The organism is Kaistella rhinocerotis, from assembly GCF_030243905.1.
Lineage (GTDB): Bacteria > Bacteroidota > Bacteroidia > Flavobacteriales > Weeksellaceae > Kaistella > Kaistella rhinocerotis.
The window spans coordinates 900,986-924,848 of record NZ_JASSYY010000002.1 but is presented as its reverse complement, the minus strand read 5'-3'; the positions used below and the strand labels follow the sequence as shown (position 1 = coordinate 924,848).

Below are 23,863 nucleotides of genomic sequence, written 5' to 3'. Positions count from 1 at the left end.
AAAAGACGCTGTCAACAAATGTCAACAGCGTCCGTCATTATCAAATATTTATGGGGTATTATTTTACCTCTTCAAAATCTGCATCCTGAACGTCATCAGCGCCACCGCCTGCATTTGGGTTTCCACCCATATCTGCACCCGGCTGACCTTGCTGTCCTGCAGCGTACATCTCTTCTGAAGCAGCCATCCAAGCAGCATCCAAAGCTTCAGTTTTGGTCTTGGTTGCTTCAAGATCTTTAGCATCGAAAGCTGTTTTCAGTTCCGCCGCCGCAGATTCTACAGCCGCTTTCTTATCAGCAGAAAGTTTGTCACCAAATTCTTTCAGTTGCTTCTCAGTTTGGAAGATCAAGCCATCGGCTTTGTTGAATACTTCAACTTCTTCTTTTTTCTTAGCATCCGCAGAAGCATTTTCTTCCGCTTCACGCTTCATTCTTTGGATCTCATCATCTGAAAGTCCTGAACTCGCCTGAATCTTGATTGATTGTTCTTTACCGGTACCTTTGTCTTTCGCAGAAACGTGAAGGATACCGTTCGCGTCAATATCAAATGTTACTTCAATCTGCGGAACACCTCTTGGTGCTGGCGGAATGTCAGTAAGATCAAAACGTCCGATTTCCTTGTTATCATTGAACATTGGTCTTTCACCCTGTCCTACTCTGATCGATACAGCAGGCTGATTGTCGCTTGCGGTAGAGAAAGTCTCAGATTTTTTCGTCGGGATTGTGGTGTTTGCATCGATAAGTTTTGTGAAAACAGAACCCATTGTCTCGATACCCAATGAAAGCGGAGTAACGTCCAGAAGAAGCACATCTTTCACATCACCTGTCAATACACCACCCTGAATAGCAGCACCAATTGCCACCACTTCATCCGGGTTCACACCTTTCGAAGGCTTTTTACCGAAGAATTTCTCTACTTCTTCCTGAATGATCGGGATTCTTGTAGAACCACCAACTAAGATTACCTCATCGATATCTGAAACTGAAAGTCCGGCATCTGAAAGTGCTTTTTTACATGGCTCCATTGATCTTCTCACCAAATCGGCAGAAAGCTGCTCAAATTTAGCTTTAGTCAAAGTTTTCACAAGGTGTTTCGGTCCAGTAGCCGTAGCGGTAATATATGGAAGGTTAATTTCCGTTTGAGTTGAAGACGAAAGCTCGATTTTCGCTTTTTCAGCTGCTTCTTTCAAACGCTGAAGCGCGATTGCGTCGGCCTTAAGGTCAACTCCTTCGTCAGTTTTGAATTCGTCTGCCATCCAGTTGATGATCACATCATCGAAATCATCACCACCAAGATGCGTATCACCGTTTGTAGAAAGTACCTCGAAAACGCCGTCTCCAAGATCAAGGATTGAAACGTCAAATGTACCACCACCTAAATCGTAAACTGCAATTTTCTGGTCTTTGTGCGCTTTGTCCATTCCGTACGCCAAAGCAGCTGCTGTAGGCTCGTTGATGATTCTCTCAACTGTCAGACCTGCGATTTCGCCGGCTTCTTTAGTAGCTTGTCTTTGCGCATCGTTAAAGTAAGCCGGAACAGTGATTACGGCTCTTGTAACTTCCTGGCCAAGGTAATCTTCGGCCGTTTTCTTCATTTTCTGAAGCGTCATTGCAGAGATTTCCTGTGGCGTATATTCTCTGTCGTCAATCTTCACTTTTACCGTATCATTCGGACCTGCTACCACTTTATACGGAACTCTGCTGATCTCGCTTGCATCATCCTTGAAGTGAGTACCAATGAATCTTTTGATTGAATAAACTGTCTTTTCAGGGTTGGTAACCGCCTGTCTTTTTGCAGGGTCACCTACTTTTCTTTCACCGTCTTCGGTGAAGGCTACGATGGAAGGTGTAGTTCTTTTACCTTCCGCATTTGGGATTACAACGGCATCCTTACCTTCCATAACGGCAACGCAGGAGTTCGTTGTACCTAAATCAATTCCGATTATTTTGCTCATAGTATGTATTTTTTGCTTTTAAATTTTTATTTAAACACCCTTTCTCCAATTTTATACCAAGCAAAAAAGTGTGACAAATTGACCTTTTTTTTATTTATAAATCTTTTTGTACCGTCTCATCGCCGTATTAAGGACTAACACAAGTCCAGATAAAATACTCAATATCTTTTTTTTGCATTATTGATAATGTTTAGTATAACTATTTAATACAAATACGGCAGGAAATGGAATCGCAATGTTGTTTTATCATATTTGTTCGCTGATATACCATTTCTGTGCGCTGATATACCCTTTCTGCACGTTGATATACCATTTCTGTACGCTGATATCCCATTTCTGCACGTTGATATCCCATTTCTGCACCCTGATATATCATTTCTGCAAGCCAAAATGCCATTTCTGCAACCCAATATTCCGTTTCCAGAAGGCCCGGTATTTCAGCTGACAGATTTAATAAAAAAAACACTTCGTGCAGAAGTGTTTTTGTAAACATTAAATTTAAAATCAAAACGAATAGGTAAAGCCCAGATTGAAACTGCGGCCACGCTCCAAGATGCGCACACTGCGGTTGCCGGTAAGCGTGCGGTTCAGGTGTTCTGCATAAGCATTATCAAACAGGTTGCTGACCTCCGCATCGATGAAGGCATTGCGGAAAACTTCGTACTTACCATGCAGGTCCACCACCGAAAATGCCGGTGTCTGAAGTTCGCCAAAGCCTGGATCGACTCTGTTTTGAGCGGCGGCATAGCGATAATTTACCGAAAAAATGACGGGCGACAGGTCGGCCTGCATTTTCCAGCGGAAATCGAGCGGGAAGATCTCGGGCAAAGGTTTTTTGGTATCCAGATCTTCGGCATAGGTATACGCTACAGCCATTTCAGATCTAAGTTGAGGTAAAAACTTCCAGTTGAATCTGGATTCAAAACCGGCTTTCATCGCACGCTCCAGATTTTGTATCTGCCGCACACCGGGACTTTTCATGGACGAAGGCATAATGTTTGGCCGGATGATACCGGAAATATAATCGTGCAGGTAAGCGTAGAAAACATTGGTCTGGAAAAAGACTTCCTCACGGCTAAAGGTGAAGATCAGGTCGGCTTGATTGTTTATTTCCGGTTTTACATTTGGGTTTCCGAGAATCTCATAATTGTCATTTCCAACCGGAAACAGATTGATAAATCTTTCGGTAAGGCTGCCGCTGCGCTGTGCACGGCCCGCCCAGAGCGCCACCTGGAAATGCTGACCGAAATTGCGGCTGTAACCGAAGCTGATGTTTGGGTTTATATCGCTCGCCTTGGCATCACCATATAACATTCCGAAAAGTTTTGATGGTGCTTTCGCCTCGCCAGTATTCACATCAAGCCGTGTGGAAACCGTGAGTTTCGCAGAAGGCATCAGATGCTGGTATTCTGCAAACCACCCCAACTGTCGGATTTCCGCATCCTGCCACGCAGTGCCGTCTTTCATCGGCATGCCCGGCATCATCGGCATTACCATGCTGATGTTTTCGGCGGCCTCGTGCCGGTAATCGACGCCTGTAAAAAGAACATTGTTTTGCCAGCTTTTCTTCAGTTCGCCGCGACCGCCAAGTGTCACAGACCTTACGTCAGAGACCATCGTGCGGTCCGGGCTGCCCATGGAGTGATCGACCACCGAATAAAAAGAATTGAAATCAAATTGATTGAAAAAAGAGTGCTGAAATTCCGCCAAATGTTTGAGTTGGAACATCCACGCTTTGTCATAAATAAGGTCCATCGTCAGCGCAGCAAATTCCACATCACGGCCTTGGTTTGTGTTTACCTGCAGTGTGGTAAGGTGGTTTTCATTCCATTTAAAACTTGCTTTGGTGCCGATATTGTACCGCAGAAACGCAGAGCGGACCTCATCGCCATTACCGTCTTTGTAACGATCGCCTTTTTGATATGAACCGAAAAGATTCCAGACCATTTTCTTTGAAGTAAGTTCTGTAAACGCTTCGTTCCGGAAAACCGAACCGTTGCTTTCGAAGCCGGTGGATACACGTCCTCCGAACATAGGTTCATCTGAAAATTTAGGTTTCAGCGTGACAAAATTTACGGTACCGCCAAAACTGTTGCCGTGTCTGAAATGGTAAGGCCCTTTGAAGATTTCGGCTTCCTGCACCATGTTCATATTGACGTGACTCACCGGCGGATCCATACGGCTCGGGCACGCATTTATGGCGTGGGCTGCACCGTCGATCACAATGTTCAGCTGCTCATATTTAAAACCTCGCAAAACCGGGTCTGTCGCGTAGCTGCCGGCTTTCTTGATCCCGGAAATTTCAGGAATGGAGCTGAGAAACTTGCCAGCGTCATGATTAAGAATATCGGTGTTTGAAGTGGTAATACGTGACTTGTTTTTGTCTCCTGCGCCTATTTTAATGATTTTCACCACTTCGATATTCCGGTAGCCGAGGCTGTCCTGAGGTTGCGTCTGCGCCGCAGCTGCAGACGATAATATGAGCGCGGCAAACACGGCGCGAAATTTCAGCCCGCCGGTAGCCGGATTATAATTGAATAACATAGAATTTTGGAATTTAATTTAAAGATGTGCACCGCCAGACTTTGGCAGTACATTTCAGAACATCAAGAATATAAATTCCAGCAATTGGGAGGTGGGTTCGGAACATTGAGCGATACTGCTCTCCAACGAATAAATGTATGGCGTACGGCAGCAATTTCAGTAACAAATCCGCGGTGCGGAACGGACAGTTTAATGCCTTCCAGCGGATAGAAATCAAAACTGAAATGATTAAAACTTAGACTTTCCGAATTTTTCTGCGCATCCTTTGTTATCTGACATTTGCCGTGGCATTCCATCTCTGGGCGGCTGCGGTTTTCGCAGACGGTCTCGTAGTAATCTGCATTCAGACTATAATCCACCAGAAAAATCAGATTCTTTGTGCCGGAAAGAAACACCAGTGAAGAAAACAATATGGAGAACAGCAGTTTCACGGTGACAAAATTAAGGTAATTAGCAACCCGGAAACGCTAAACTGCCATTTGTCATGATGACAATGGTCATAAAAAAACTCCGCCCAGTGGCGGAGTTCAGCGTACACTTATATTATTACTTCTTTAATGTCAGGATATATTCAACCATCTTTTTGGCGTTTTCCGGACTCATACCGGTGTGCGGCGTCATCGGGATCTCACCCCAGTTTCCTTTACCACCTTCGATAATCTTAGTTGCCAGCATATCGATATCTGCCTCTGTATATTTATCAGCAACTTCCTGATAAGATGGGCCTACTATCCGCGCATCTACTTTATGACAGGTAAGACAGTCTGCCCCCTCAATAAGCGCCAAACCTTCATGTTTTCCGGCAGCTGCCGAATCTACAACAGTAATGTTCGGCTCCTCCATCATCACATCACTTTCTTTCCCGGAGTCTACTGTATCCTTCCCGCAGGAAAAAGCCATCATTAAAATTCCAATCGCAAAATATTTATTCATAGTTATATTATTTAATGCAAACTTATTTGTTTTCTATAAAGGTAACAAGCAAATATGACGATAAATATCATACCAAACATATGATCTGAGTCATACGCGCTTGGGCATAAAACTTTCTACTTTTGAGGTATAAAAATAATTAAATTATGAATTCATTAAAAACAGTTGCTTTAGCAACCTTCGCCTTTGCATTGTTCTCGTGCGGAGGCGACCAGAAATCAGATTCAATCCCAACAGCCTCGAACACAGACACTCCGGCAGCTACTGAAGCGCCTGCTGGCGGTGCTGACGCGTCTGCCTATGACCCTAAACGTGGTCTGGGTCCGCATGAAAATGTAGACGTAAGTAAATTCGATCCTGCAATGGCTGCAGCGGGTAAAAAAATCGCTGATGTGAAATGTACATCATGTCACAAACCTACCGACGAAAAACTTGTGGGTCCAGGCTGGAAAGGCGTAACCCAAAGGCAGACTCCGGAATGGATCATGAACTTCATCAGCAACCCAGATCCAATGATCGACGTGGACCCGGAACTTCAGAAACAACTTGAGCTTTGTCTGGTAAGAATGCCTAACCAAGGTCTTGCTGACAGCGAAGCCCGCGAAATTCTGGAATACATGCGCGAAATTGACGGCGCGAAGTAACTATCCAGGTACTTAAAAAAAACATAAACAGATACATAATGAAAAGTCTTAAATTATTTGGACTCGCATCCGTAGTGGCTTTAAGTGCGCTCACAGGATGCAAACCAAAAGGTACCGAAACTGCGGTAAGCGGCGACGCGGCTCAGAAAGTGTACGTAGCTCCAGGCAAGTACGATGAGTTCTACAACTTCGTGAGTGGTGGTTTCAACGGTCAGGTGAACGTCTATGGTTTGCCGAGTGGCCGGTTGCTGAAAGTTTTGCCGGTATTCTCACAAAATCCGGAGAATGGCTACGGCTACAGCGAAGAGACTAAACCTATGCTGCAGACTTCACACGGCTTCATTCCGTGGGATGACCAGCATCACCTTTCCTTATCGCAAACCAATGCGGAAGTGGACGGAAGATGGCTTTTTGCGAACGCGAACAATACACCGCGTGTGGCAAGATTAGACCTCAAAACCTTCAAGACCGTTGAGATCCTTGAACTTCCGAACTCTGCCGGTAACCACTCTTCACCATTCCTTACAGAAAATACGGAATTTGTAGTTGCAGGCACACGTTTCGCCGTGCCGATGGACGATGTGAGCGGTGACGTACCGATTGATACGTTCAAAGAAAATTTTAAAGGCGTACTTTCATTTATCGGAATTGATCAGCAAACCGGTGATATGGATCTAACTTTCCAGATCGAAGCGCCGGGTATCAACTTTGACCTGTCACACGCCGGAAAAGGCAAATCAAAAGACTGGTTCTTCTTTTCGTGCTACAACTCTGAAAAAGCAAATACACTGCTGGAGGTGAATGCGTCGCAAAACGACAAAGACTTCATCATGGCAGTGAACTGGAGAAAAGCTGCTGAACTTGTAAAAGCCGGCAAGGGACGAAAAGTTGCGACCAATTACGCACATAACAAGTGGGATGAAAGCACACACAGTGCCACTTCTACCATGAAGAAAGAAGTCACTGTACTTTCCGTAGAGGATATGAAGGATGCAATGTATATGATTCCATGCCCTAAATCTCCACACGGTTGTGATGTAGACCCAACAGGTGAATATATCATCGGTTCCGGAAAACTTGCCGCACTGATCCCTGTTTTCAGTTTTGACAAAATCCAGAAAGCGATCGCGGATAAAGCATTTGCAGGAGAATATGACGGCGTACAGGTAATCAAATACGAAGCAGCACTTTACGGTGAGGTTCAGAAACCGGGCTTAGGTCCGCTCCATACTGAATTTGACGGAAAAGGAAACGCGTACACCTCGATGTTCGTATCTTCTGAAGTAGTGAAATGGAATATTAAAGACCTTAAAGTTTTAGACAGAACACCAACATTCTACTCCGTAGGTCACCTGATGATCCCTGGTGGCGATTCTGGCAAACCTTTCGGGAAATATCTTGTAGCTTACAACAAGATCACGAAAGACCGCTATCTGCCCACCGGTCCGGAATTGGCACAATCAGCTCAGCTATATGACATCAGCGGTGATAAGATGCAGTTGTTGCTGGATTTCCCAACCTTCGGCGAGCCACACTACGCGCAGGCGTTACCGGGCGAGATGATCTCTAAAAATCAGGTCAAATTCTTTAAAATCGCCGAGAACAACCATCCATATGCCACTAAAGGTGAAGCTGAAAGCAAGGTGGTACGCGAGGGAAATAAAGTGCACGTCTACATGACCTCCATCCGTTCGCACTTTGCACCTGATAACATTGAAGGTATTCGTGTTGGTGATGAAGTTTACTTCCATGTCACGAACCTTGAACAGGATTGGGATGTGCCGCACGGTTTCGCGATCTTAGGAAACGAGAATGCAGAACTCCTCATCATGCCGGGTGAAACCTGCACGCTGAAATGGGTTCCGAAGAAAGCAGGAATGTTCCCGATGTACTGTACAGACTTCTGCAGCGCGCTGCACCAGGAAATGCAGGGTTATGTGAGAGTTTCGCCCGCGGGAAGCAACACTCCGCTGATCTACTCGCTGAACAATAAAAAAGACAACGCACAAAGCCCTGTAAAATCAGGAGAAACTAAATAACAGTTTAGTAACAAAGGGCAGAGTTTTCTGCCCTTTTTTAATTTAATCCGACATGAAAAATACTGGCCTATCTAAGTTTACACGCATTCTGTTAGCCGTATGTGGAATCGCGCTGGTAATTTCAATATTTGTTCCGCTGTGGTCCATCTATCTGGAGGCGCCGCAGTACCCTGAGGGACTTTCGATGTTTCTCTGGGCAAATAAGATCACCGGCGAATATGAGATAATCAATGGACTGAATCACTATATCGGTATGAAAACCATCCATCCTGAAGATTTCTGGGAGTTTGAAGTTTTACCGTACGCACTGGGATTTTTCGCACTGCTTTGTTTTTTGGCGGCAATACTTAATAAAAAATCGTGGTTGTATGTCACCACAGTGCTGTTCCTTGTCTTTGGGGTTGCGTTTATGGTAGATTTCTGGCTGTGGGAATATGATTATGGCCACAATTTAGATCCAAATGCTGCCATCGTAGTACCGGGCATGTCATACCAGCCGCCACTGATCGGTTTCAAGCAGTTACTCAATTTCGGAGCGTATTCATACCCCAATATTGGGGGAGGAATCATGTTTGCGGTTGCTGGTATTTTGGCTATCTTAGCTGTAATAGAATACCGGAAACCCACATCTGAACGTGTCCTTTCCTAAAATAATGTCTTAATAATTAAATAAAATCCGAATGAAATTTCCAAAACTTCTAATTCTTGCTTTTTCCGTGATCGCGATGCTTTCCTGCCAAAAAAGTGGACCAAAAGAAATCGCGCTTGGCAAAGACCAGTGCGATAACTGCCGGATGACAATCAGTCAACTTGGCTACGCCACAGAGCTGATAACCGAGAAAGGACGTGCGTATAAATTTGACGACATCATGTGCATGACGATGTACGAAAACTCAAATCCTGACAAAGCTAAAAATGCTAAACTTTATGTAGTAGACTATCCTTCCGGCAAATTCCTAGAAAAAGCCAAAGCTACCTTCATCAAAGGTGGAAACATAAAATCGCCGATGGGCGGTAATACTCAGGCTTACCAAACCCGTGCAGCAGCCGAAAAAGCAGCAGCCAACATGGGGGCAAGTCTCACCAAATAATAAATCATGATCAGATTTTTGTTACTGTTGATGCCGCTATTTACATTTTCGAATGTACTTAAAGTTGGCAAAAACGAACAATTTAAAACCCTAAAACAAGCTGTCGCCGCATCGAAAAGTGGCGACAGTATTTTAGTACACAGCGGCCACTACCGCGAAGGCAACATCAGCATTACGCATCCACTTTCACTGATCGGAGTTGGCAGACCCATCTTGGACGGCGAAATGAAGTACGAAATTATTTCCATGCGTGCCAACAACATCCACATCAGCGGTTTCAGAATCATCAATTCCGGCGAAGACGAAATAAAAAACATAGGCGCTGTACGGCTTTATAACAGCCAATATTCTACGATAACGAATAACATTTTCGAGAACAACTATTTCGGAATCTATATCCAACGCGGTTTTCGCTGCCTTATTGCCAATAACCGAATCATCACATCGCGGTCAAAATCGCAGGAAGGCGTGGGCGATGGCATCCACGGTTGGGTGAGCGATGAACTTTGGATCAAAAACAACCACATAGAAGGTCATAAAGACGGCATTTACCTCGAAAAAGTGATCAACTCCTACATTTACCGAAACTATTCCACCAAAAACCTGCGCTACGGTCTGCATTTCATGAACTCTAATGACGACGTTTATGTGAACAACGTTTTCGATAACAACAATGCTGGCGTAGCCGTGATGTACAGCAATAATGTCGGTATGGTGGGCAACAGTTTTATCAATAACTGGGGAGATGCCAATTATGGACTGCTGCTGAAAGACATCAGTTTCAGCAAAATAAAACACAACCGCTTCTCAAACAATACCATCGCGATATTCATGGATGGTGCTACAAAAATCGATTTCTTCAAAAATAAGATCGAAAATAACGGTTGGGCCATGAAAATCAATTCAAACTGCATGGAAAACAGGGTCATCAACAATAATTTCATCAATAATACCTTTGATGTAAGCACAAGTGGAACGATGGCAATGAACGATTTTAAACGGAACTACTGGGACAAATATGAAGGCTATGATCTGGACAAAGATAAAATAGGCGACATCCCCTTCCATCCATTGAGCCTCTACGCCGTATTGGTGGAAAACAATCCATCGATCATGCTCCTGTTCCGTACTTTCTTCGTGGATTTACTCGACCGTACGGAGAAAATTCTTCCGAGCCTGACGCCAGAAAACTTTGTGGATGCCGAACCGTTAATGAAAAAAGTGGAGATTTAAAAATACTTTAAACCTCCTCAAACATCCACCCTCAGACACCCTGAAATTAAAATGATAGACGTAAAGAAACTCACCAAGAAATTCAATAAGTTCACAGCGCTGGATGACCTGAACCTGCAGTTCACCGACAGTAAATCTATTGCACTGATCGGCCCGAACGGCTGCGGAAAAACGACACTTATTAAATGTATTTTAGGTCTGAATGTGATAGAAACCGGTGATATCCTGGTGGACGGAAAAAGTGTGAAGGAAGATTTCCGGTATCGTGAGAACATCGGTTATATGCCGCAGATCGGCCGATACCCAGAAAACATGACGATCGGGCAGACCATACAAATGATCAAAGACACCCGAAAAATACCGACAAGCGAACTTGATACCGAATTGCTTCAGGATTTTGCTCTTGAAAATCTTTACCACAAAAAAATGCGAACACTTTCGGGCGGTACCACACAGAAAGTAAGCGCCGTGCTTGCGTTCATGTTCAACCCCAAAATCATCATTCTTGATGAACCCACCGCAGGCCTCGATCCTTTATCATCCGAAATCCTCAAAAAGAAAATCATTAAAGAAAAAAACAAAGGAAAACTAATCATTATCACCTCACATCTGCTGAGCGAACTCGATGAGATCATCAGCGAGGTGGTTTTCATGAATGAAGGCAGGATCATCGTGCAACAGTCTGTGGAAGATCTGATGACCGAGCATAAAACCGAGAAGATATCAGAATCAATCATCAGTATTTTAAAAGAAATGAAGAAATGAACAAGATAGCCCGCTTTATACTTTTTGATATTTTAAAAAACAAGATCGTCATTTTCTACACGGTTTTGCTGTTTATCATTTCGTGGTCTGTCCTGGGCCTCGAAGGCAATTACACGAAAGCTACGCTTAGCTTGCTTAATGTAGTTTTACTCGTAGTGCCGCTCGTAAGCATCATATTTTCTACCATTTATGTTTACAACAGCAGCCAGTTCATTGAGTTGTTGCTCAGCCAGCCAGTTGCGCGGGCAAAAGTTTGGTTTAATATTTTCCTGGGGCTTGCCACGGCTCTTATCCTGGCATTTCTTGTAGGTTGCGGACTGCCGATACTGCTCTATTCATCTATTGAAACGGGTTTTTCGCTCATTATCATCGGTATTATGCTTTCAGTCATTTTCACGTCATTTGCGATGCTTGCGGCAGTGCTCACACGTGACCGCGCAAAAGGAATTGGAATTTCAATTTTTATCTGGATGTTTTTCAGCATTATTTATGACGGAATTCTGCTAGTCTTAATGTTCCAGTTTGCAGACTACCCGATCGAAGGTATTATGGCAACACTTGCAGGACTCAATCCTGTGGGTCTTTCACGGATATTCGTGTTGCTCCAACTTGATATTTCAGCAATGCTGGGTTATGCCGGAGCTGTATTCGCGCAGGTTTTCGGGTCGCGCGGCGGCATGGGAATCTCGCTTGTCGTACTGCTGCTTTGGGCTTCTTTTCCGTTTTTGATTTCACTGATTAATTTTAATAAGAAAGATTTGTAGCACTGACAAAAGTCACCGCGCAAAGATCTAATTTATGATCGCAGTCATACTTATCAACCTGATTTTCAGTGTATTTTTATATAAAATTAAATCAAATGAAAAAGACTGTTTTTATTTTAGGAGCTTCGCTGCTGATCCTTGCATCCTGCCAGAAAACCGACACGGTAACCGCTGCGAACACAGATGCAACAACCGAAGCAGTAGGTCACGGTCAGGATGGCATTCAGGATGATGATTCAAATCCGAACATCGTGCAGCTCGCTGTGAAGAATCCAGACCTGTCAACGCTCGTGAAAGCTGTGCAGGCCGCCAGCCTCGAAGCGCCGCTCAGCAGCACCGGGCCTTTTACGGTATTTGCACCGCTTAATTCGGCCTTCGAGAAGTTGCCTGCAGGCACGGTAGACGGTCTCATGAAACCGGATCAGGCAGATGCGCTTTCAGATATCCTAAGTTATCACACGTACGTAGGTGTCATCAAGGAAGATCAGATGTCAGACGGCCAGTCTTTAGGCATGGTAAACGGAAAAAATATTAAAATAACAATGGTAGACGGCAAACCGCTGATCAACGGAAAAGCGAAGATCGTCGCTACAGTTCCGGCCTCAAATGGCGTGGTTTACGCAATCGACGAAGTTTTGCTTCCGGAAAAATAATGCAGCTTTTTTTAATTTAATTGTTTTTAAGACCGCGGCTTACATTTATCTGTAAGCCGCTTTGTTTTATTTAAATCTTTGAAATCTGCTGCGTGTTCTTCCTTTTTAAATTAAAGAACATTATCACCAATCCAATAAAAATCAGCACCGCAACCGCTAAAAGTAAATGTTGTGAGAATGGCAGCGAGATGTACTTGATTGAAAGTACTCCCATAATGCCGAGTAACGCTTCCTGCAGGAAAATGCCGAGCAGATAAATTTTCAGACCTAGCAAGAGCGTTTTTCCGATGGTAAAATAATTGGTTGCAAGGATTTGACTGACAAGGAAAGTTGCAATGCACATCAGCAAAACAAGATGAAGATAAGCGATGACCACGTTTCTAAAACCAAATGCAAACTGGCTAAGGGCAGGAATATTCGAACCAAGCTGCAGTGCTATTTTCACCGCAAAGGCAAATCCGACAAAGATCAGCACGAAGCGCTGCATTGGCGACCACTTCAGTACCAAATGTGTCCAACTTCTCTTTACAAAATTATAAAGCATCACGGCACCCGCCGTTTGCATCAGCGAAGCAATTACGATAATCACGAATATATACACCGGCAGTTTTAACCAGAGAACCGAAAGCCCAAAACCTATTAAACATCCGATGAACATTAGCCAAAACAGCAGACGGTTTTCCCTGGCGCCAATTGAAGAACCGGCTTCTTTCAGCGAGTAGAGCAGCAGCCCGATGCAGGAGAAAATAAAAAATCCGTTGTACTGAAAGTGCAGATAATAATATTCTGAGCCTAGATACCAATCCTGCGTCACGTTGTTCGAACTCATCATGTAACCCAAATTGAAAACGCCCGCCGAGGAAATCACCGCAAAAAACAATCCGCCAAGGAACCAGATTTTTGAGGTATCCTGCAGTTTTCTGGAATCCATGTAAAAACAATACGCAAATCCAAAACTGACAAAAAGTGCCGCCGCCGAGGCCGCGATCGAACCCCAAAAATAACCTCCGTAGATGAACAGTCCCAGCATGGCGAAAGACGCTGTGAGGTTGGCAATGATAAGGTAGCGGTACTTGCGTACATTAAGGTTTGGTAAATTTTTGAGCAGATAATCGGTCAACAATACGTAAAGTATGTTGGTGATCCAGCCATAGAATGCAAAATGAGAATGCGCTTCCTGCACATGTTTCTGATCCAGGAACGGCAGCGAATACGGAATCTTATACCTCATCACCACGCCGAGCAGCGCTACGATCACGAAATTAAACAGTGCAAATTTCAACCAGAACGTCCGTTGCATCAATAGTAAATTTTATGGTTTACAAGTTCTATCTTATTTTCTCTTTCCATCTTCTTTACGGTACGGATCACCGTTTCTACAGCTAAACCGGTAGAATTGGCCATTTCTTTCCGCGTAACATTGATGATGGTTTTCTCCTCGTCTTCTATGCCGAGACCACGTTTGTAGATTTTCAGGAAACTCAGCACACGCTCGTGCGGACACTGATGCACGATGCTTTTTAGCCTTAAAGTTTTTTCGTAAGCTTTCTTCGCTATTTCTTTAGTAAAACCAAACATCATCGGCGGATGTTCAGCCATGAAATTTTGGAAAATATCCTCGCTGAAGTAGAAGACTTCCGCAATTTCACTTGTTATTACAGCTGTGGCGGGATATCTTTCCGCAAGCAGAAACGGCGGTTCGCCAAGGAACTGATGTTCCAGCACTTTGTTTATCAGAAACTCCTTGCCTTCAGAATCGGTGTTATAGATCTTCACTTCGCCTTTCATCAGATAATACAGGAAAGAGGCGCGCTGGTCTTCCCGGAAAAGTACATCTTTCCGCTTCAGCTGTAAGACCGGAATTCTGCCGCGTACAAGCATTTCTCGTGTAAACATAGATCGGATTTGTCGTAAATTTAGTTAAAATTTTCGGCACAAACGCCGGCTTTTTACACAATTACGACATATTTATCCTATTTTTGAATCTAACCAAAAAAACCAGTTCAACAGATGCCGGCAGAATTTAATCCGCGCGATATTACGTGGCTCGCCTTTAATGAAAGAGTGCTGCAGGAAGCGATGGATCCGAAGGTTCCGTTGCACTTGCGGATCCGGTTTCTTGGAATTTTCTCTAATAATCTCGACGAATTTTTCCGCGTTCGTGTCGCCGGACTGAAACGTGCGATGGATTTTAAAACCAAATTCATCACCGAATCTTTTTACCAGCCACCTTCAAAGATCCTGCAAACCATCAACGAGATTGTTTTGCGCCAGCAGCAGGATTTTGACAAGACCTGGAAGAAAATTCAGATGGAGATGTCCTCTGAAAATGTGTTCATCAGAACCACCAAAAATCTCACAGAAGACCAAAAAGTTTTCGTGTGGAGATATTTTGATGAGATCGTGGAAAGCAACGTGATTCCCATTTTGCTTCATGAGAATTCACCGATGCCCTATCTGCGAGACAAGTCCCTTTACATGGGCGTTGCGATGCGCCGCGGCGATTTTCAGTACGCCAGCAACTACGCGATTATTGAGATTCCCTCGCGCGCGGTGGGACGTTTTGTTTTGCTACCCTCTGAAAATGACGAGAAAAACGTGATGTTGCTCGAAGATGTGATTGCGTTTAATCTTCCGCATATATTTTCTTATTTCGGGTACGATGAGTTTCAGGCGCATTGCTTTAAAGTTACCAAAGATGCCGAGTTTGATTTGGATAACGACATCAAAACAACCTTAGCCGAAAAGATCGAAAAGGGCATAAAATCGCGCCGCAAAGGGAAACCCACACGTTTCGTTTTTGACCGCGAGATGGACAAAGCTTTGCTCGAATTTCTAATCCGGAAACTTAATCTTTCGAAAAAAGACAGCATAATTCCGGGTGGGAAAATCCACAATTTCCGGCATTTCATGGACTTTCCAAAGGTTTTCAAAGCCTACAGCGCACCGCTGGAACGCACGTCTTTCGACCATACTGTATTTGCAGATAACCGTGTGACAGATGTGATACTGAAAACTGACGTACTGCTCACTTTTCCTTACCACGCCTATACACCTGTCATCGATCTGCTCCGCGAGGCGGCGATGGACCCTGATGTACGCTCGATACAGATCACCGCTTACCGTTTGGCGAGCCACTCTAAAATAGCAAACGCACTGATTAACGCGGTACGGAACGGCAAAGATGTCACAGTAATGCTTGAGCTGCGCGCCAGATTCGATGAAGAAAGCAATCTGGAATGGAAAGATATCTTCGAACAGGAAGGCGTAAAGGTTCTGCTCGGTATTCCGAACAAGAAAGTGCATGCGAAACTTTGCGTCATCAAAAAACGTGTTCACAACAAGACTCTGCAGTATGGCTTTGTAAGCACCGGAAACTTTAACGAAAAAACCGCTAAAATCTATGGTGACCACCTGCTGATGACCGCCGATCGCGGCATCATGGCAGATATCAATAAAGTTTTTAATGTACTTCGCAAACCTAAACACGATTTTTTGCCTGTACTGAAATCGTGCAAAAGCCTGCTTCTTTCTCCAGAATTTATGCGGGAACGCATTTCTGAGCTTATCGACCGTGAAATTGCGGAAGCCAAGGCGGGCAGGAAAGCAGAGATGATCATCAAAACCAATTCGCTCAGCGACCGCCAACTTATTTCAAAACTTTACGATGCTGCGCAGGCCGGTGTTACAGTAAAACTGATCGTACGCGGAATCTACTGTGCTGTGAACCAAAAAAGTTTCAAGAGGAAGATTCAGGCCATCAGTATTGTGGATGAATATCTGGAACATGCGCGGGTGATGTATTTTTACGGAAAAGGCAATGAGGACATCTATATTTCATCCGCTGACTGGATGACGCGAAACCTCGATTACCGCATAGAAGCCGCTGTACCGATAATCCAGAAAAATTTAAAGAAAGAAATAAAAGACATCCTCGATATCCAGCTGAATGACAACGTGAAAGCGCGAATTTTAGACAAAAAACTCCGCAATGAGTATGTGAAAAATGGCGGCGTCGAATACCGTTCACAAATTGAAACTTACCGCTATCTCAAAGAGCTTTCGCTCAAATCTTAGCTTTCCTAGCTGGTTTTGCTGTTTTAATTGTATTATCTTCGCCAAACTTTTGGAAAAGGGAACCGCGTGCAAACCGTGGACTGTCCCCGCAACTGTAAATCACATCAAAGAATTGTTTCAAAAAAAACCACTGGAAACGGGAAGGTGAAACAATGTGAAAGTCAGGAGACCTTGCCGAAAGTATGATTAACAAACGCTTTCGGAGGAAGAGTCGTGAATAGCTGAACGTTTCTGTTCGGCTGTTTTCCCTACATTTTTTCCGATAGGCACATCTTTAACTTAAATTATTCTTTAATGAAAAAAAGATTGTTTTTTGTTGGAGCAATGCTTGTCCTATCATCAGACATTTTTGCCCAACAGGAGAATGAAACGCAGATCGAAACCGTGACGATCGCTTCAAAGACGAAACAACAACTTTACAAAACCGGCAAAAACGTGCAGCTGATCAGTGCTGTGGACCTTGAAAAACATCAGGGCCAGAGTTTACCTGAGGTGCTGAACCAGGTCGCCGGCTTCCAGATCGTAAGCAATTTCAACAATGGCCAGGAACCCAAAGCCATGAAAATCCGCGGTGGCAAGAGTGCAAACGTATTGATTTTAATGGATGGCGTGCCACTGAAAGATGTCACCGGAAACGACTATAATGTTTCGGATCTGCGGCTTCTGTCACTGGAAAGTGTAGAAAGCATCGAGATTCTGAACGGTGCCTCATCTGTACTTTATGGGAGCAACGCCACTGTTTCGGTGATTAATATCAAGACCAAGAAAACAGCAACCCGCAGTATAGAAGGCATTTTAGGTGCGCGCGGAGGTTCGTTTTCTACGTTTGCGCAAAATGCTTTGTTGAAAGGAAAAATCAAGGATTTGACTTATCACGTTTCGGGATTCAACGAAAAATCTGACGGACTTTCATCAGCTGAAGGCGAAAATTTCGAGAAAGACGGCTTTGAAAAACAAAACATCAGCGCGATGGTCGGCTATTCATTCGGGAATTTCAATCTGAATGTAAACGGCGGTTGGAATCATCATCTTTTCGATTATGACGGTGGTGCATTCAGTGACGGAGTTTATCGCGCAGATGACCGGCAGCATTTTGTAGGCGCGAATGCAAACTTTAAATACAAAAACGGTGAAATTGCCTTTAACACAAGGTTTTCGGGCAACGAGCGTTTGGGTCAAAGCTTTGTAAATTCCGCATATCAGGATGATTTCTCCTACGCCGGACGCAGTTTCTTCAGTGAAATATTTAATAATTACAGATTTTCAGAGCATGTGAATATCACCGTCGGTGCACAGTTCGAAAATCAAAAAATGGGCGCAAAATCTCTTCCGTGGGGAAAAACGCAACTGGAAGATGTCCTAAAACTTGAAGATACTGAGCTTCATGCAACCGATATTTTTGCCAATGCAAATTTCAGTTTTAATATTTTGAATCTTGATGCCGGTGCGCGCCTCACAGACAACTCAAAGTTCGGCCAACACTGGGTTTACAGCCTTAATCCGTATCTCCTGAAGGAACTTGAAACATATTATCTTAAAGTGGGCTACTCCTACTCCACTGCTTTCATCGCGCCAACGCTGTACCAGACTTACGGCTCATTACCTTACGTTTTGGCGAATTTTGAACTGGAGCCGGAAACCAATTTTGCACATGAAATCGATTTGAGCTTGGGCAAAAAAGACCGCACTCTCGTGTTTAATGCCAGCTTTTTCTTTAGAAATGAAAAAAATGTCCTCACTTACGGTATCGTAGATTTTCAAACTTACGCCGGACAGTACCTAAATGTGGCCGAAAATAAAGCCAAAGGTTTCGAACTGGGCGTGAATTACCGTCTGCATCCGATGCTACGCTTGGGAGGCAACTTCAGTTTTGTGGAAAAAGAGGACGAGGCGACAATGCTGAGACAGCCAAAACAGCGTGTAAATTCTTATGCTGAATTTCAGCCGTTTTCAGGAACCCGAATTACCGTGAACCACCAGTTTATCTCAAAACGAGCTGATTCTTTTTACAACGAAAACACTTTCCTCGTAGAAGAAGTGATGTTGGATAGTTTTAACTTATTTAATTTAAATATTAACCAAAAAATAAATTCAAAAATTGATGCTTACCTCAATATCGGAAACGTGTTGAATACATCATACGTTGATGTGATCGGATATACCACGAAGCCCCGAAATTATATGCTCGGCGTCAACTATCGGTTTTAGAAAATTTTTTTTGAGTGTAATAAAAACGCCCTTTGATGAATTCAAAAGGGCGTTTTATTTCATTCTGCAAGGATAAGTCCGAGCGATTTTGCCTCGTTGATCACGAAATTTCGGGCCTGCACAGGATCGTTTTCGATTTCGCCTTCCAGGATTGCTTCTTTTACTTTCTCTTTTAATATCCCGATCTCACGGCCTGGCTTAATATTAAAAAGTTTCATGATTTCCTCACCCGAAATAGGTGGCTGAAAATTTCGGATGTGGTCTTTTTCTTCAACTTCACGTATTTTTTGCGCCACATATTCAAAGTTTTTCTTGAATTTTTCCTGTTTGGAAGAATTTTTTGTGGTAATGTCGGCTTTGTTAAGGATGAAAAGATCCTCCAGGTCATCACCCGCGTCGAAAAGCAGTCTGCGCAAAGCCGCGTCCGAAGTTCCGTCATCGATCAGCGCGATTGGCCGCGATGAAAGCTTCACCAGTTTTTGTACGTACTTCATGTCCGCGCCCAGCGGAAGTTTCAGCCGGTGAAAAATAGATTTCACCATTTTTGAACCGAGAAATTCGTGACCGTGAAATGTCCAGCCGGTACCTTCGACAAACTTCTTGGTAGGCGCCTTGCCGATATCGTGAAGCAGCGCAGCCCAACGCAGCCAAAGATTGTCCGTGTTCTGGGAGATATTATCTACCACTTCCAGCGTATGCCAATAATTGTCTTTATGCGTCTGACCTTCAACTTCCTGTATGCCGCGCAGCGCGGTAAGTTCGGGAATGATCAATGGCAGCAGCGATGTTTCTTCCAAAATCCTGAGACCGAGCGAAGGTTTTGCAGACATCATGATCTTATTAAATTCCACCATGATTCTTTCCATCGACACTATTTTCAGTCGCTGACTTTCCGTTTTGATCGCTTCAAGTGATGATTTTTCTATTTTGAAATTTAAAGTCGCAGCAAAACGCACCGCGCGCATCATCCTGAGCGGATCGTCAGAATAGGTCTGAACAGGATCGAGCGGTGTTCGCAGGATTTTCTTTTTAAGGTCTTCAATGCCATTGAAGGGATCTACCAGTTCGCCGAAGTTTTCCTTATTGAGCGAAATTGCCAGCGCATTTATGGTGAAATCGCGGCGCTTTTGGTCATCGTCCAGCGTTCCGTTTTCCACAGAGGGTTTGCGTGAATTCTCAGCGTAGCTTTCTTTCCGCGCCCCGACAAATTCTATCTCAAGGCCGTTGTATTTAAACATTGCCGTGCCGTAATTCTTGAAAACCGAAACTTTAAGATTGGGGTTAATTTTGTTTGCAAGTGCTTTGGCTAAAGCAATTCCGCTTCCCTCAGTCACAAAATCAATATCCGTCGGCTGGCCGCGTCTCAGCAGTAAATCCCGCACGAAACCGCCTACAATATAGATACTTTGGCCATTTTCTGACGCTACCTCGGACGCTAGTTTAAAGAGCCTGAAATTTTTAGACTGGGTAAGATTAATGATCATAATAAGAACTCCCTTGCAAATACGCTGTTTGTTAATTTTTGCAAAGATACGGAAACTGCACGCCGTAGAAAACTATGAGATCTCGCTGGCCAATACACCCAAAATATACTTTAAAGATCTGTTTTAGATGCTAACTACTTAATTTACCGATGATTAATTATTAATTTTAAGTACTAAAAAAAACACAAGTGATGAAAACGCAAAATTTACTTTTCAGTCTGTTTCTGCCTGTGGCGCTTTTCGCACAGGCCAGTGAGGAGAGCTATCCAATTGCTAATCAATTTACCGCAGAAAATTCCCTGCGTCCGTATGAGAGCCGTTTCACCGGCGTAAAAGTCGCAAAGAGTGAATGTTTGAACGACGCGCAGCTTATGCAACTGAAATATCAAATTCAGCAGAACAGGAAACGGATTGTGGCTAAAGATGCGCAGGCTTTTTCGAAAATCAGGAAACTTACTCTCTTCCAGAATCCGTTTCGCCCAAAGGCAGGCTTTAATGATTACGGCTATCATACCCTGAATTACCAGGTTGACCACAACCTGACGCCGAACAACAACCTGCTCGACTACAATTGCGGCACGCGAACTTACGACTGGGGCAACGGCAACCATGCGGGAACCGACTACATCCTCTGGCCGTATCCCTGGAAACGTATGCAGGAAAACGTGATGGAAATTGTAGCTGCAGCACCGGGAATCATCGTGGAAAAGCGAAACAGTTTCGCAGATCTGAACTGTACCAACAATGGAAACCCAAACTGGAACGGTATCGTAGTAGAACATGCAGACGGCACTTTTGCCATCTATATGCATTTTAAAAAAAATTCAGCGACTGCCAAGGAAGTAGGTGACACGGTGACCGCCGGTGAATTTCTGGGTTTAGCCGGCAGCTCAGGCAGCAGCACTATTCCGCATCTGCATTTTGAGATACGCGATCCCGAAAGCAATGTGATAGATCCGTATCAGGGAAACTGCAACGCGATGAATGCAGAATCGTGGTGGCAGCAGCAGGAACCGTATTATGTTCCGCGAATTAACAGGATTTCCACACACTCCGTAAGCACCAATGACACTGCCTGTCCGGTGGTAGAAAACACTTATGAAAAGACCAATTTTGACACGGGAGACCCGATGGTGCTGAAGCTGTATTACCGTGACATCAAACCCGGAGATGTAACGGCGATTAAAATTACCGGACCATCAGGGAATATCGTATCAAATTACACCTGGACTCAGGATTGGGGTGTATTTTATGCCACTGCCTGGGCCTACTGGACTTTCAACATCACATCCAGCTGGGAAACCGGCATATATAATATTCAGGCAAATTTTGGCGGGAACAGCTACACCACTGCTTTCGGTGTACGGACCCCATTGGGAAGCAATGAACACAATCTGGATGAACTGATGATTTATCCAAATCCGGTAAGGGATGTACTCACCATTAAGAACTTCACTGAAGGAGATAAAATCGAAATTCTGGATTCGACGGGGCGGTTGATTAGAGGTTTGGCCGCAGATACCAAAACAGGGAAACTGAATGTCAGTGTGCTTCAGGCCGGGAACTATTATCTGAAAATATCTGTAAAAGATCAGCGCGTGAAGCTGCTGAAATTTACGAAGAAATAGCAGGCGGGCCGGTTTGGGAAGCAGACGCAGTATTTTCGGGGGCGATAAGCCAGGTGCCGATTTCGTCTTCGAGGTATTGCGTTTGAACGGTAACCGCGTCTAAGAAATCATCAGGGACGTTTGTGGTCTCACAGGTTTGCAGGTGCCAAAGTTCTTCGCTAATCAGTTCATATTCTGAAAAGATTCTGCGAAAACGATCACTTTTTTGTTCCAATGCTTCAATCTGTGCTTTTTGCGGATCAAATTTTCTGTAACGGCGTTTTGGTTTCATTGAAGACATTTTTTTGGGGAGATTATACAACAGTAGGCATACGGCTAAAGATTCTATACGGTTTTTGTGTTTATAAAACCCTGGTTTATAAAGGATTGTGCATCTAAAATTTGCGAGAAATAAATGTATAGATAATATGCCCATCAAAAAAATTTTTAACAGGAATTTCTAAATGTTTAACATATAGTTATAAATTTGCGGCCAACTTACTTATCTATGAGGGAGCTTTTGATTAAGCAAAAACAAATTGCATTTTTTATTCTGGCCGGCGCGCTGAGTGCTGCCGCAGAAATCGGCTCCTTCAAAATGTTCAGTGTGTTTTTACCGCAAATATTTCCGGGCGAATATAATTTTTACGGAATTCACTTCCCGCTGAGTAATATTTTTTCAACAGGCGTGGGTATTTTCACCAACTATTTCCTCAGCATCTGGTTTGTATTTCAACGCGGCAAGCACTCGAAAAAGCGTGAATTCGCCTATTTTATGGGCATATCTGTGCTTTCTACATTCGTCAGTTTGGCATGTTTCCAGATTTTCTTCCGCTTCTTTTACCTCGAACATATCGATGCGGGCATCTTCGTATTCAGCCGCGAGATCCTAAGTAAAGTCTCAGCGATCCTTCTTGTGTCTGTACTGAACTATACCGTAAAAAAGAATATTATCTTTAACGGATAAATGCAGAACGTGTGCGGCCGGAAATATAAATGACAGAAGTTTTAGCCCCGGTTGAACGGCCTGTTTGAGCTCTCCCGCAGCTTGCCTGCGGGAAGCGAGTAGTGAAAACGGGTATGCTCTGCAAAAGATTAAAATGGCCTGTTGCTCCTAAAAACGTTTATTAATGACAGTGATTTTAAATTATTTGTGGCGTGGCTGGATGATTTTGCTTGGTGCTGTGCTAACGCTCACGCTCGGAATTCCGGTTTTGCTTCTCTCTATAAGGAAAGAACATTACCCGTACGCTTATAAAATGATCAGGATCTGGTGTTTCGGTATGTTCTACGGCATGGGTTTCCGCTATACGCTCACGGCTCTCACCGAAAAAAAAATTGACCCAAAGACGCAGTATGTCTTCATCGCAAATCACACGTCCATCATGGATGTGATGCTGCCGTGTATCCTGATGCCGCACCATCCGCTTTGCTATGTTGGCAAGAAGGAGCTTGTGAAAATTCCTGTTTTTGGTACTATTTATAAACGGATCTGCGTGATGGTGGACCGCAAATCTGCCCGAAGCCGCGCAGAGGTTTACCGCCGCTGCAGCGAACGGATGGAAGAGGGACAGAGCATCGTGATTTTCCCTGAAGGTGGTGTCTCCGACGACGCAAGCGTGGTTTTAGACAAATTTAAAGACGGCGCTTTTGTGCTGGCGAACAAGCATCATTCGCCTTTACTTGTGTATACGTTTGTAGGACTGAAGGAATTTTTTCCGTTTGATGCATCCAAAGGCCGACCCGGCAGGATAAAGATATTTTTCAATGATATCCTTGCACCTGAAATGGGCGTAAACGGACTGAAAGACGAGGCTTATGCACAAATAAAAAAAGTTCTGCTGAACTCTAATTGAAATATTTATTG

General features: G+C 43.9%; 22 protein-coding genes and 1 riboswitch. Of the genes, 13 read left to right on the top strand and 9 right to left on the bottom strand.

The window, feature by feature from the left end; translation table 11 throughout:
- Window positions 1-58 precede the first annotated feature (58 nt).
- The 5 genes from dnaK to QEP06_RS09525 form a co-directional block, all read right to left on the bottom strand.
- Window positions 59-1,954 carry a molecular chaperone DnaK gene (gene dnaK, locus QEP06_RS09545; protein WP_285270043.1) on the bottom strand — a complete coding sequence of 632 codons (1,896 nt, stop codon included), beginning with the start codon at window positions 1,952-1,954 and terminating at the stop codon, window positions 59-61.
- 199 nt (window positions 1,955-2,153) lie between these two features.
- Complete coding sequence (locus QEP06_RS09540) at window positions 2,154-2,447, bottom strand: hypothetical protein (protein WP_285270042.1); 294 nt, start codon at window positions 2,445-2,447, stop codon at window positions 2,154-2,156.
- Window positions 2,448-2,458: 11 nt separating this feature from the next.
- On the bottom strand, window positions 2,459-4,498 hold the full coding sequence (locus tag QEP06_RS09535) for a TonB-dependent receptor domain-containing protein (RefSeq protein WP_285270041.1): 2,040 nt from the start codon (window positions 4,496-4,498) through the stop codon (window positions 2,459-2,461).
- Window positions 4,499-4,560: 62 nt separating this feature from the next.
- Window positions 4,561-4,929 (bottom strand): hypothetical protein, encoded by a 369-nt coding sequence (locus QEP06_RS09530; RefSeq protein ID WP_285270040.1) that lies wholly within the window; start codon window positions 4,927-4,929, stop codon window positions 4,561-4,563.
- Window positions 4,930-5,044: 115 nt separating this feature from the next.
- A complete protein-coding gene (locus tag QEP06_RS09525; RefSeq protein WP_285270039.1) occupies window positions 5,045-5,431 on the bottom strand; it encodes a c-type cytochrome in 387 nt (128 codons plus the stop codon).
- A 146-nt stretch (window positions 5,432-5,577) separates the two neighbouring features.
- Here QEP06_RS09525 and QEP06_RS09520 point away from each other — a divergent pair, with 146 nt between their 5' ends.
- The 8 genes from QEP06_RS09520 to QEP06_RS09485 all read left to right on the top strand — a co-directional run bounded on the left by QEP06_RS09520 (window position 5,578) and on the right by QEP06_RS09485 (window position 12,620).
- Window positions 5,578-6,075, top strand: coding sequence for a c-type cytochrome (locus tag QEP06_RS09520; RefSeq protein WP_251832099.1), 498 nt, complete (start codon window positions 5,578-5,580; stop codon window positions 6,073-6,075).
- Window positions 6,076-6,113: 38 nt separating this feature from the next.
- On the top strand, window positions 6,114-8,114 hold the full coding sequence (gene nosZ / locus QEP06_RS09515) for a Sec-dependent nitrous-oxide reductase (RefSeq protein ID WP_251832100.1): 2,001 nt from the start codon (window positions 6,114-6,116) through the stop codon (window positions 8,112-8,114).
- Between the two features lie 52 nt (window positions 8,115-8,166).
- A complete protein-coding gene (locus tag QEP06_RS09510; RefSeq protein ID WP_285270038.1) occupies window positions 8,167-8,763 on the top strand; it encodes a hypothetical protein in 597 nt (198 codons plus the stop codon).
- Between the two features lie 31 nt (window positions 8,764-8,794).
- Window positions 8,795-9,205: a nitrous oxide reductase accessory protein NosL gene (locus QEP06_RS09505; protein WP_285270037.1), complete on the top strand. Its 411-nt coding sequence runs from the start codon at window positions 8,795-8,797 to the stop codon at window positions 9,203-9,205.
- A gap of 6 nt (window positions 9,206-9,211) precedes the next feature.
- On the top strand, window positions 9,212-10,438 hold the full coding sequence (gene nosD, locus QEP06_RS09500; RefSeq protein ID WP_251832103.1) for a nitrous oxide reductase family maturation protein NosD: 1,227 nt from the start codon (window positions 9,212-9,214) through the stop codon (window positions 10,436-10,438).
- Window positions 10,439-10,489: 51 nt separating this feature from the next.
- The gene (locus tag QEP06_RS09495) at window positions 10,490-11,203 is read left to right on the top strand and encodes an ABC transporter ATP-binding protein (protein WP_285270036.1); all 714 of its coding nucleotides are present in this window, start codon (window positions 10,490-10,492) and stop codon (window positions 11,201-11,203) included.
- Window positions 11,200-11,967 (top strand): ABC transporter permease subunit, encoded by a 768-nt coding sequence (locus tag QEP06_RS09490; protein WP_285270035.1) that lies wholly within the window; start codon window positions 11,200-11,202, stop codon window positions 11,965-11,967. Before QEP06_RS09495 ends, QEP06_RS09490 begins: the two co-directional genes overlap by 4 nt.
- A gap of 95 nt (window positions 11,968-12,062) precedes the next feature.
- Complete coding sequence (locus QEP06_RS09485; RefSeq protein WP_285270034.1) at window positions 12,063-12,620, top strand: fasciclin domain-containing protein; 558 nt, start codon at window positions 12,063-12,065, stop codon at window positions 12,618-12,620.
- Window positions 12,621-12,690: 70 nt separating this feature from the next.
- Here the strand turns inward: QEP06_RS09485 and QEP06_RS09480 are convergent, their stop codons facing one another.
- On the bottom strand, window positions 12,691-13,920 hold the full coding sequence (locus QEP06_RS09480) for a hypothetical protein (RefSeq protein WP_251832107.1): 1,230 nt from the start codon (window positions 13,918-13,920) through the stop codon (window positions 12,691-12,693).
- Window positions 13,920-14,516: a Crp/Fnr family transcriptional regulator gene (locus QEP06_RS09475; RefSeq protein ID WP_285270033.1), complete on the bottom strand. Its 597-nt coding sequence runs from the start codon at window positions 14,514-14,516 to the stop codon at window positions 13,920-13,922. The genes QEP06_RS09480 and QEP06_RS09475 overlap by 1 nt, the downstream gene beginning before the upstream one ends.
- Before the next feature lie 114 nt (window positions 14,517-14,630).
- Here QEP06_RS09475 and ppk1 point away from each other — a divergent pair, with 114 nt between their 5' ends.
- Complete coding sequence (ppk1, locus tag QEP06_RS09470) at window positions 14,631-16,697, top strand: polyphosphate kinase 1 (protein ID WP_251832109.1); 2,067 nt, start codon at window positions 14,631-14,633, stop codon at window positions 16,695-16,697.
- Window positions 16,698-16,719: 22 nt separating this feature from the next.
- Window positions 16,720-16,890, top strand: a riboswitch (cobalamin riboswitch).
- 101 nt (window positions 16,891-16,991) lie between these two features.
- A complete protein-coding gene (locus QEP06_RS09465) occupies window positions 16,992-18,905 on the top strand; it encodes a TonB-dependent receptor plug domain-containing protein (RefSeq protein WP_285270032.1) in 1,914 nt (637 codons plus the stop codon).
- Window positions 18,906-18,964: 59 nt separating this feature from the next.
- On the opposite strand, the gene QEP06_RS09460 is transcribed toward QEP06_RS09465, so the two are convergent.
- Window positions 18,965-20,389, bottom strand: coding sequence for a CCA tRNA nucleotidyltransferase (locus QEP06_RS09460; protein WP_285270031.1), 1,425 nt, complete (start codon window positions 20,387-20,389; stop codon window positions 18,965-18,967).
- A 191-nt stretch (window positions 20,390-20,580) separates the two neighbouring features.
- Between QEP06_RS09460 and QEP06_RS09455 the strand changes: the two genes are divergently transcribed.
- Entirely contained in the window at window positions 20,581-22,017 is a 1,437-nt protein-coding gene (locus tag QEP06_RS09455; protein ID WP_285270030.1) for a peptidoglycan DD-metalloendopeptidase family protein, read from the top strand.
- Here the strand turns inward: QEP06_RS09455 and QEP06_RS09450 are convergent.
- Window positions 22,004-22,288 (bottom strand): hypothetical protein, encoded by a 285-nt coding sequence (locus QEP06_RS09450; RefSeq protein WP_285270029.1) that lies wholly within the window; start codon window positions 22,286-22,288, stop codon window positions 22,004-22,006. The two genes, QEP06_RS09455 and QEP06_RS09450, sit on opposite strands and share 14 nt — an antisense overlap.
- A 216-nt stretch (window positions 22,289-22,504) precedes the next feature.
- Between QEP06_RS09450 and QEP06_RS09445 the strand changes: the two genes are divergently transcribed.
- The gene (locus QEP06_RS09445; RefSeq protein ID WP_285270028.1) at window positions 22,505-22,963 is read left to right on the top strand and encodes a GtrA family protein; all 459 of its coding nucleotides are present in this window, start codon (window positions 22,505-22,507) and stop codon (window positions 22,961-22,963) included.
- 163 nt (window positions 22,964-23,126) lie between these two features.
- A complete protein-coding gene (locus QEP06_RS09440; RefSeq protein ID WP_285270027.1) occupies window positions 23,127-23,852 on the top strand; it encodes a lysophospholipid acyltransferase family protein in 726 nt (241 codons plus the stop codon).
- The last annotated feature ends 11 nt before the right edge of the window (window positions 23,853-23,863 follow it).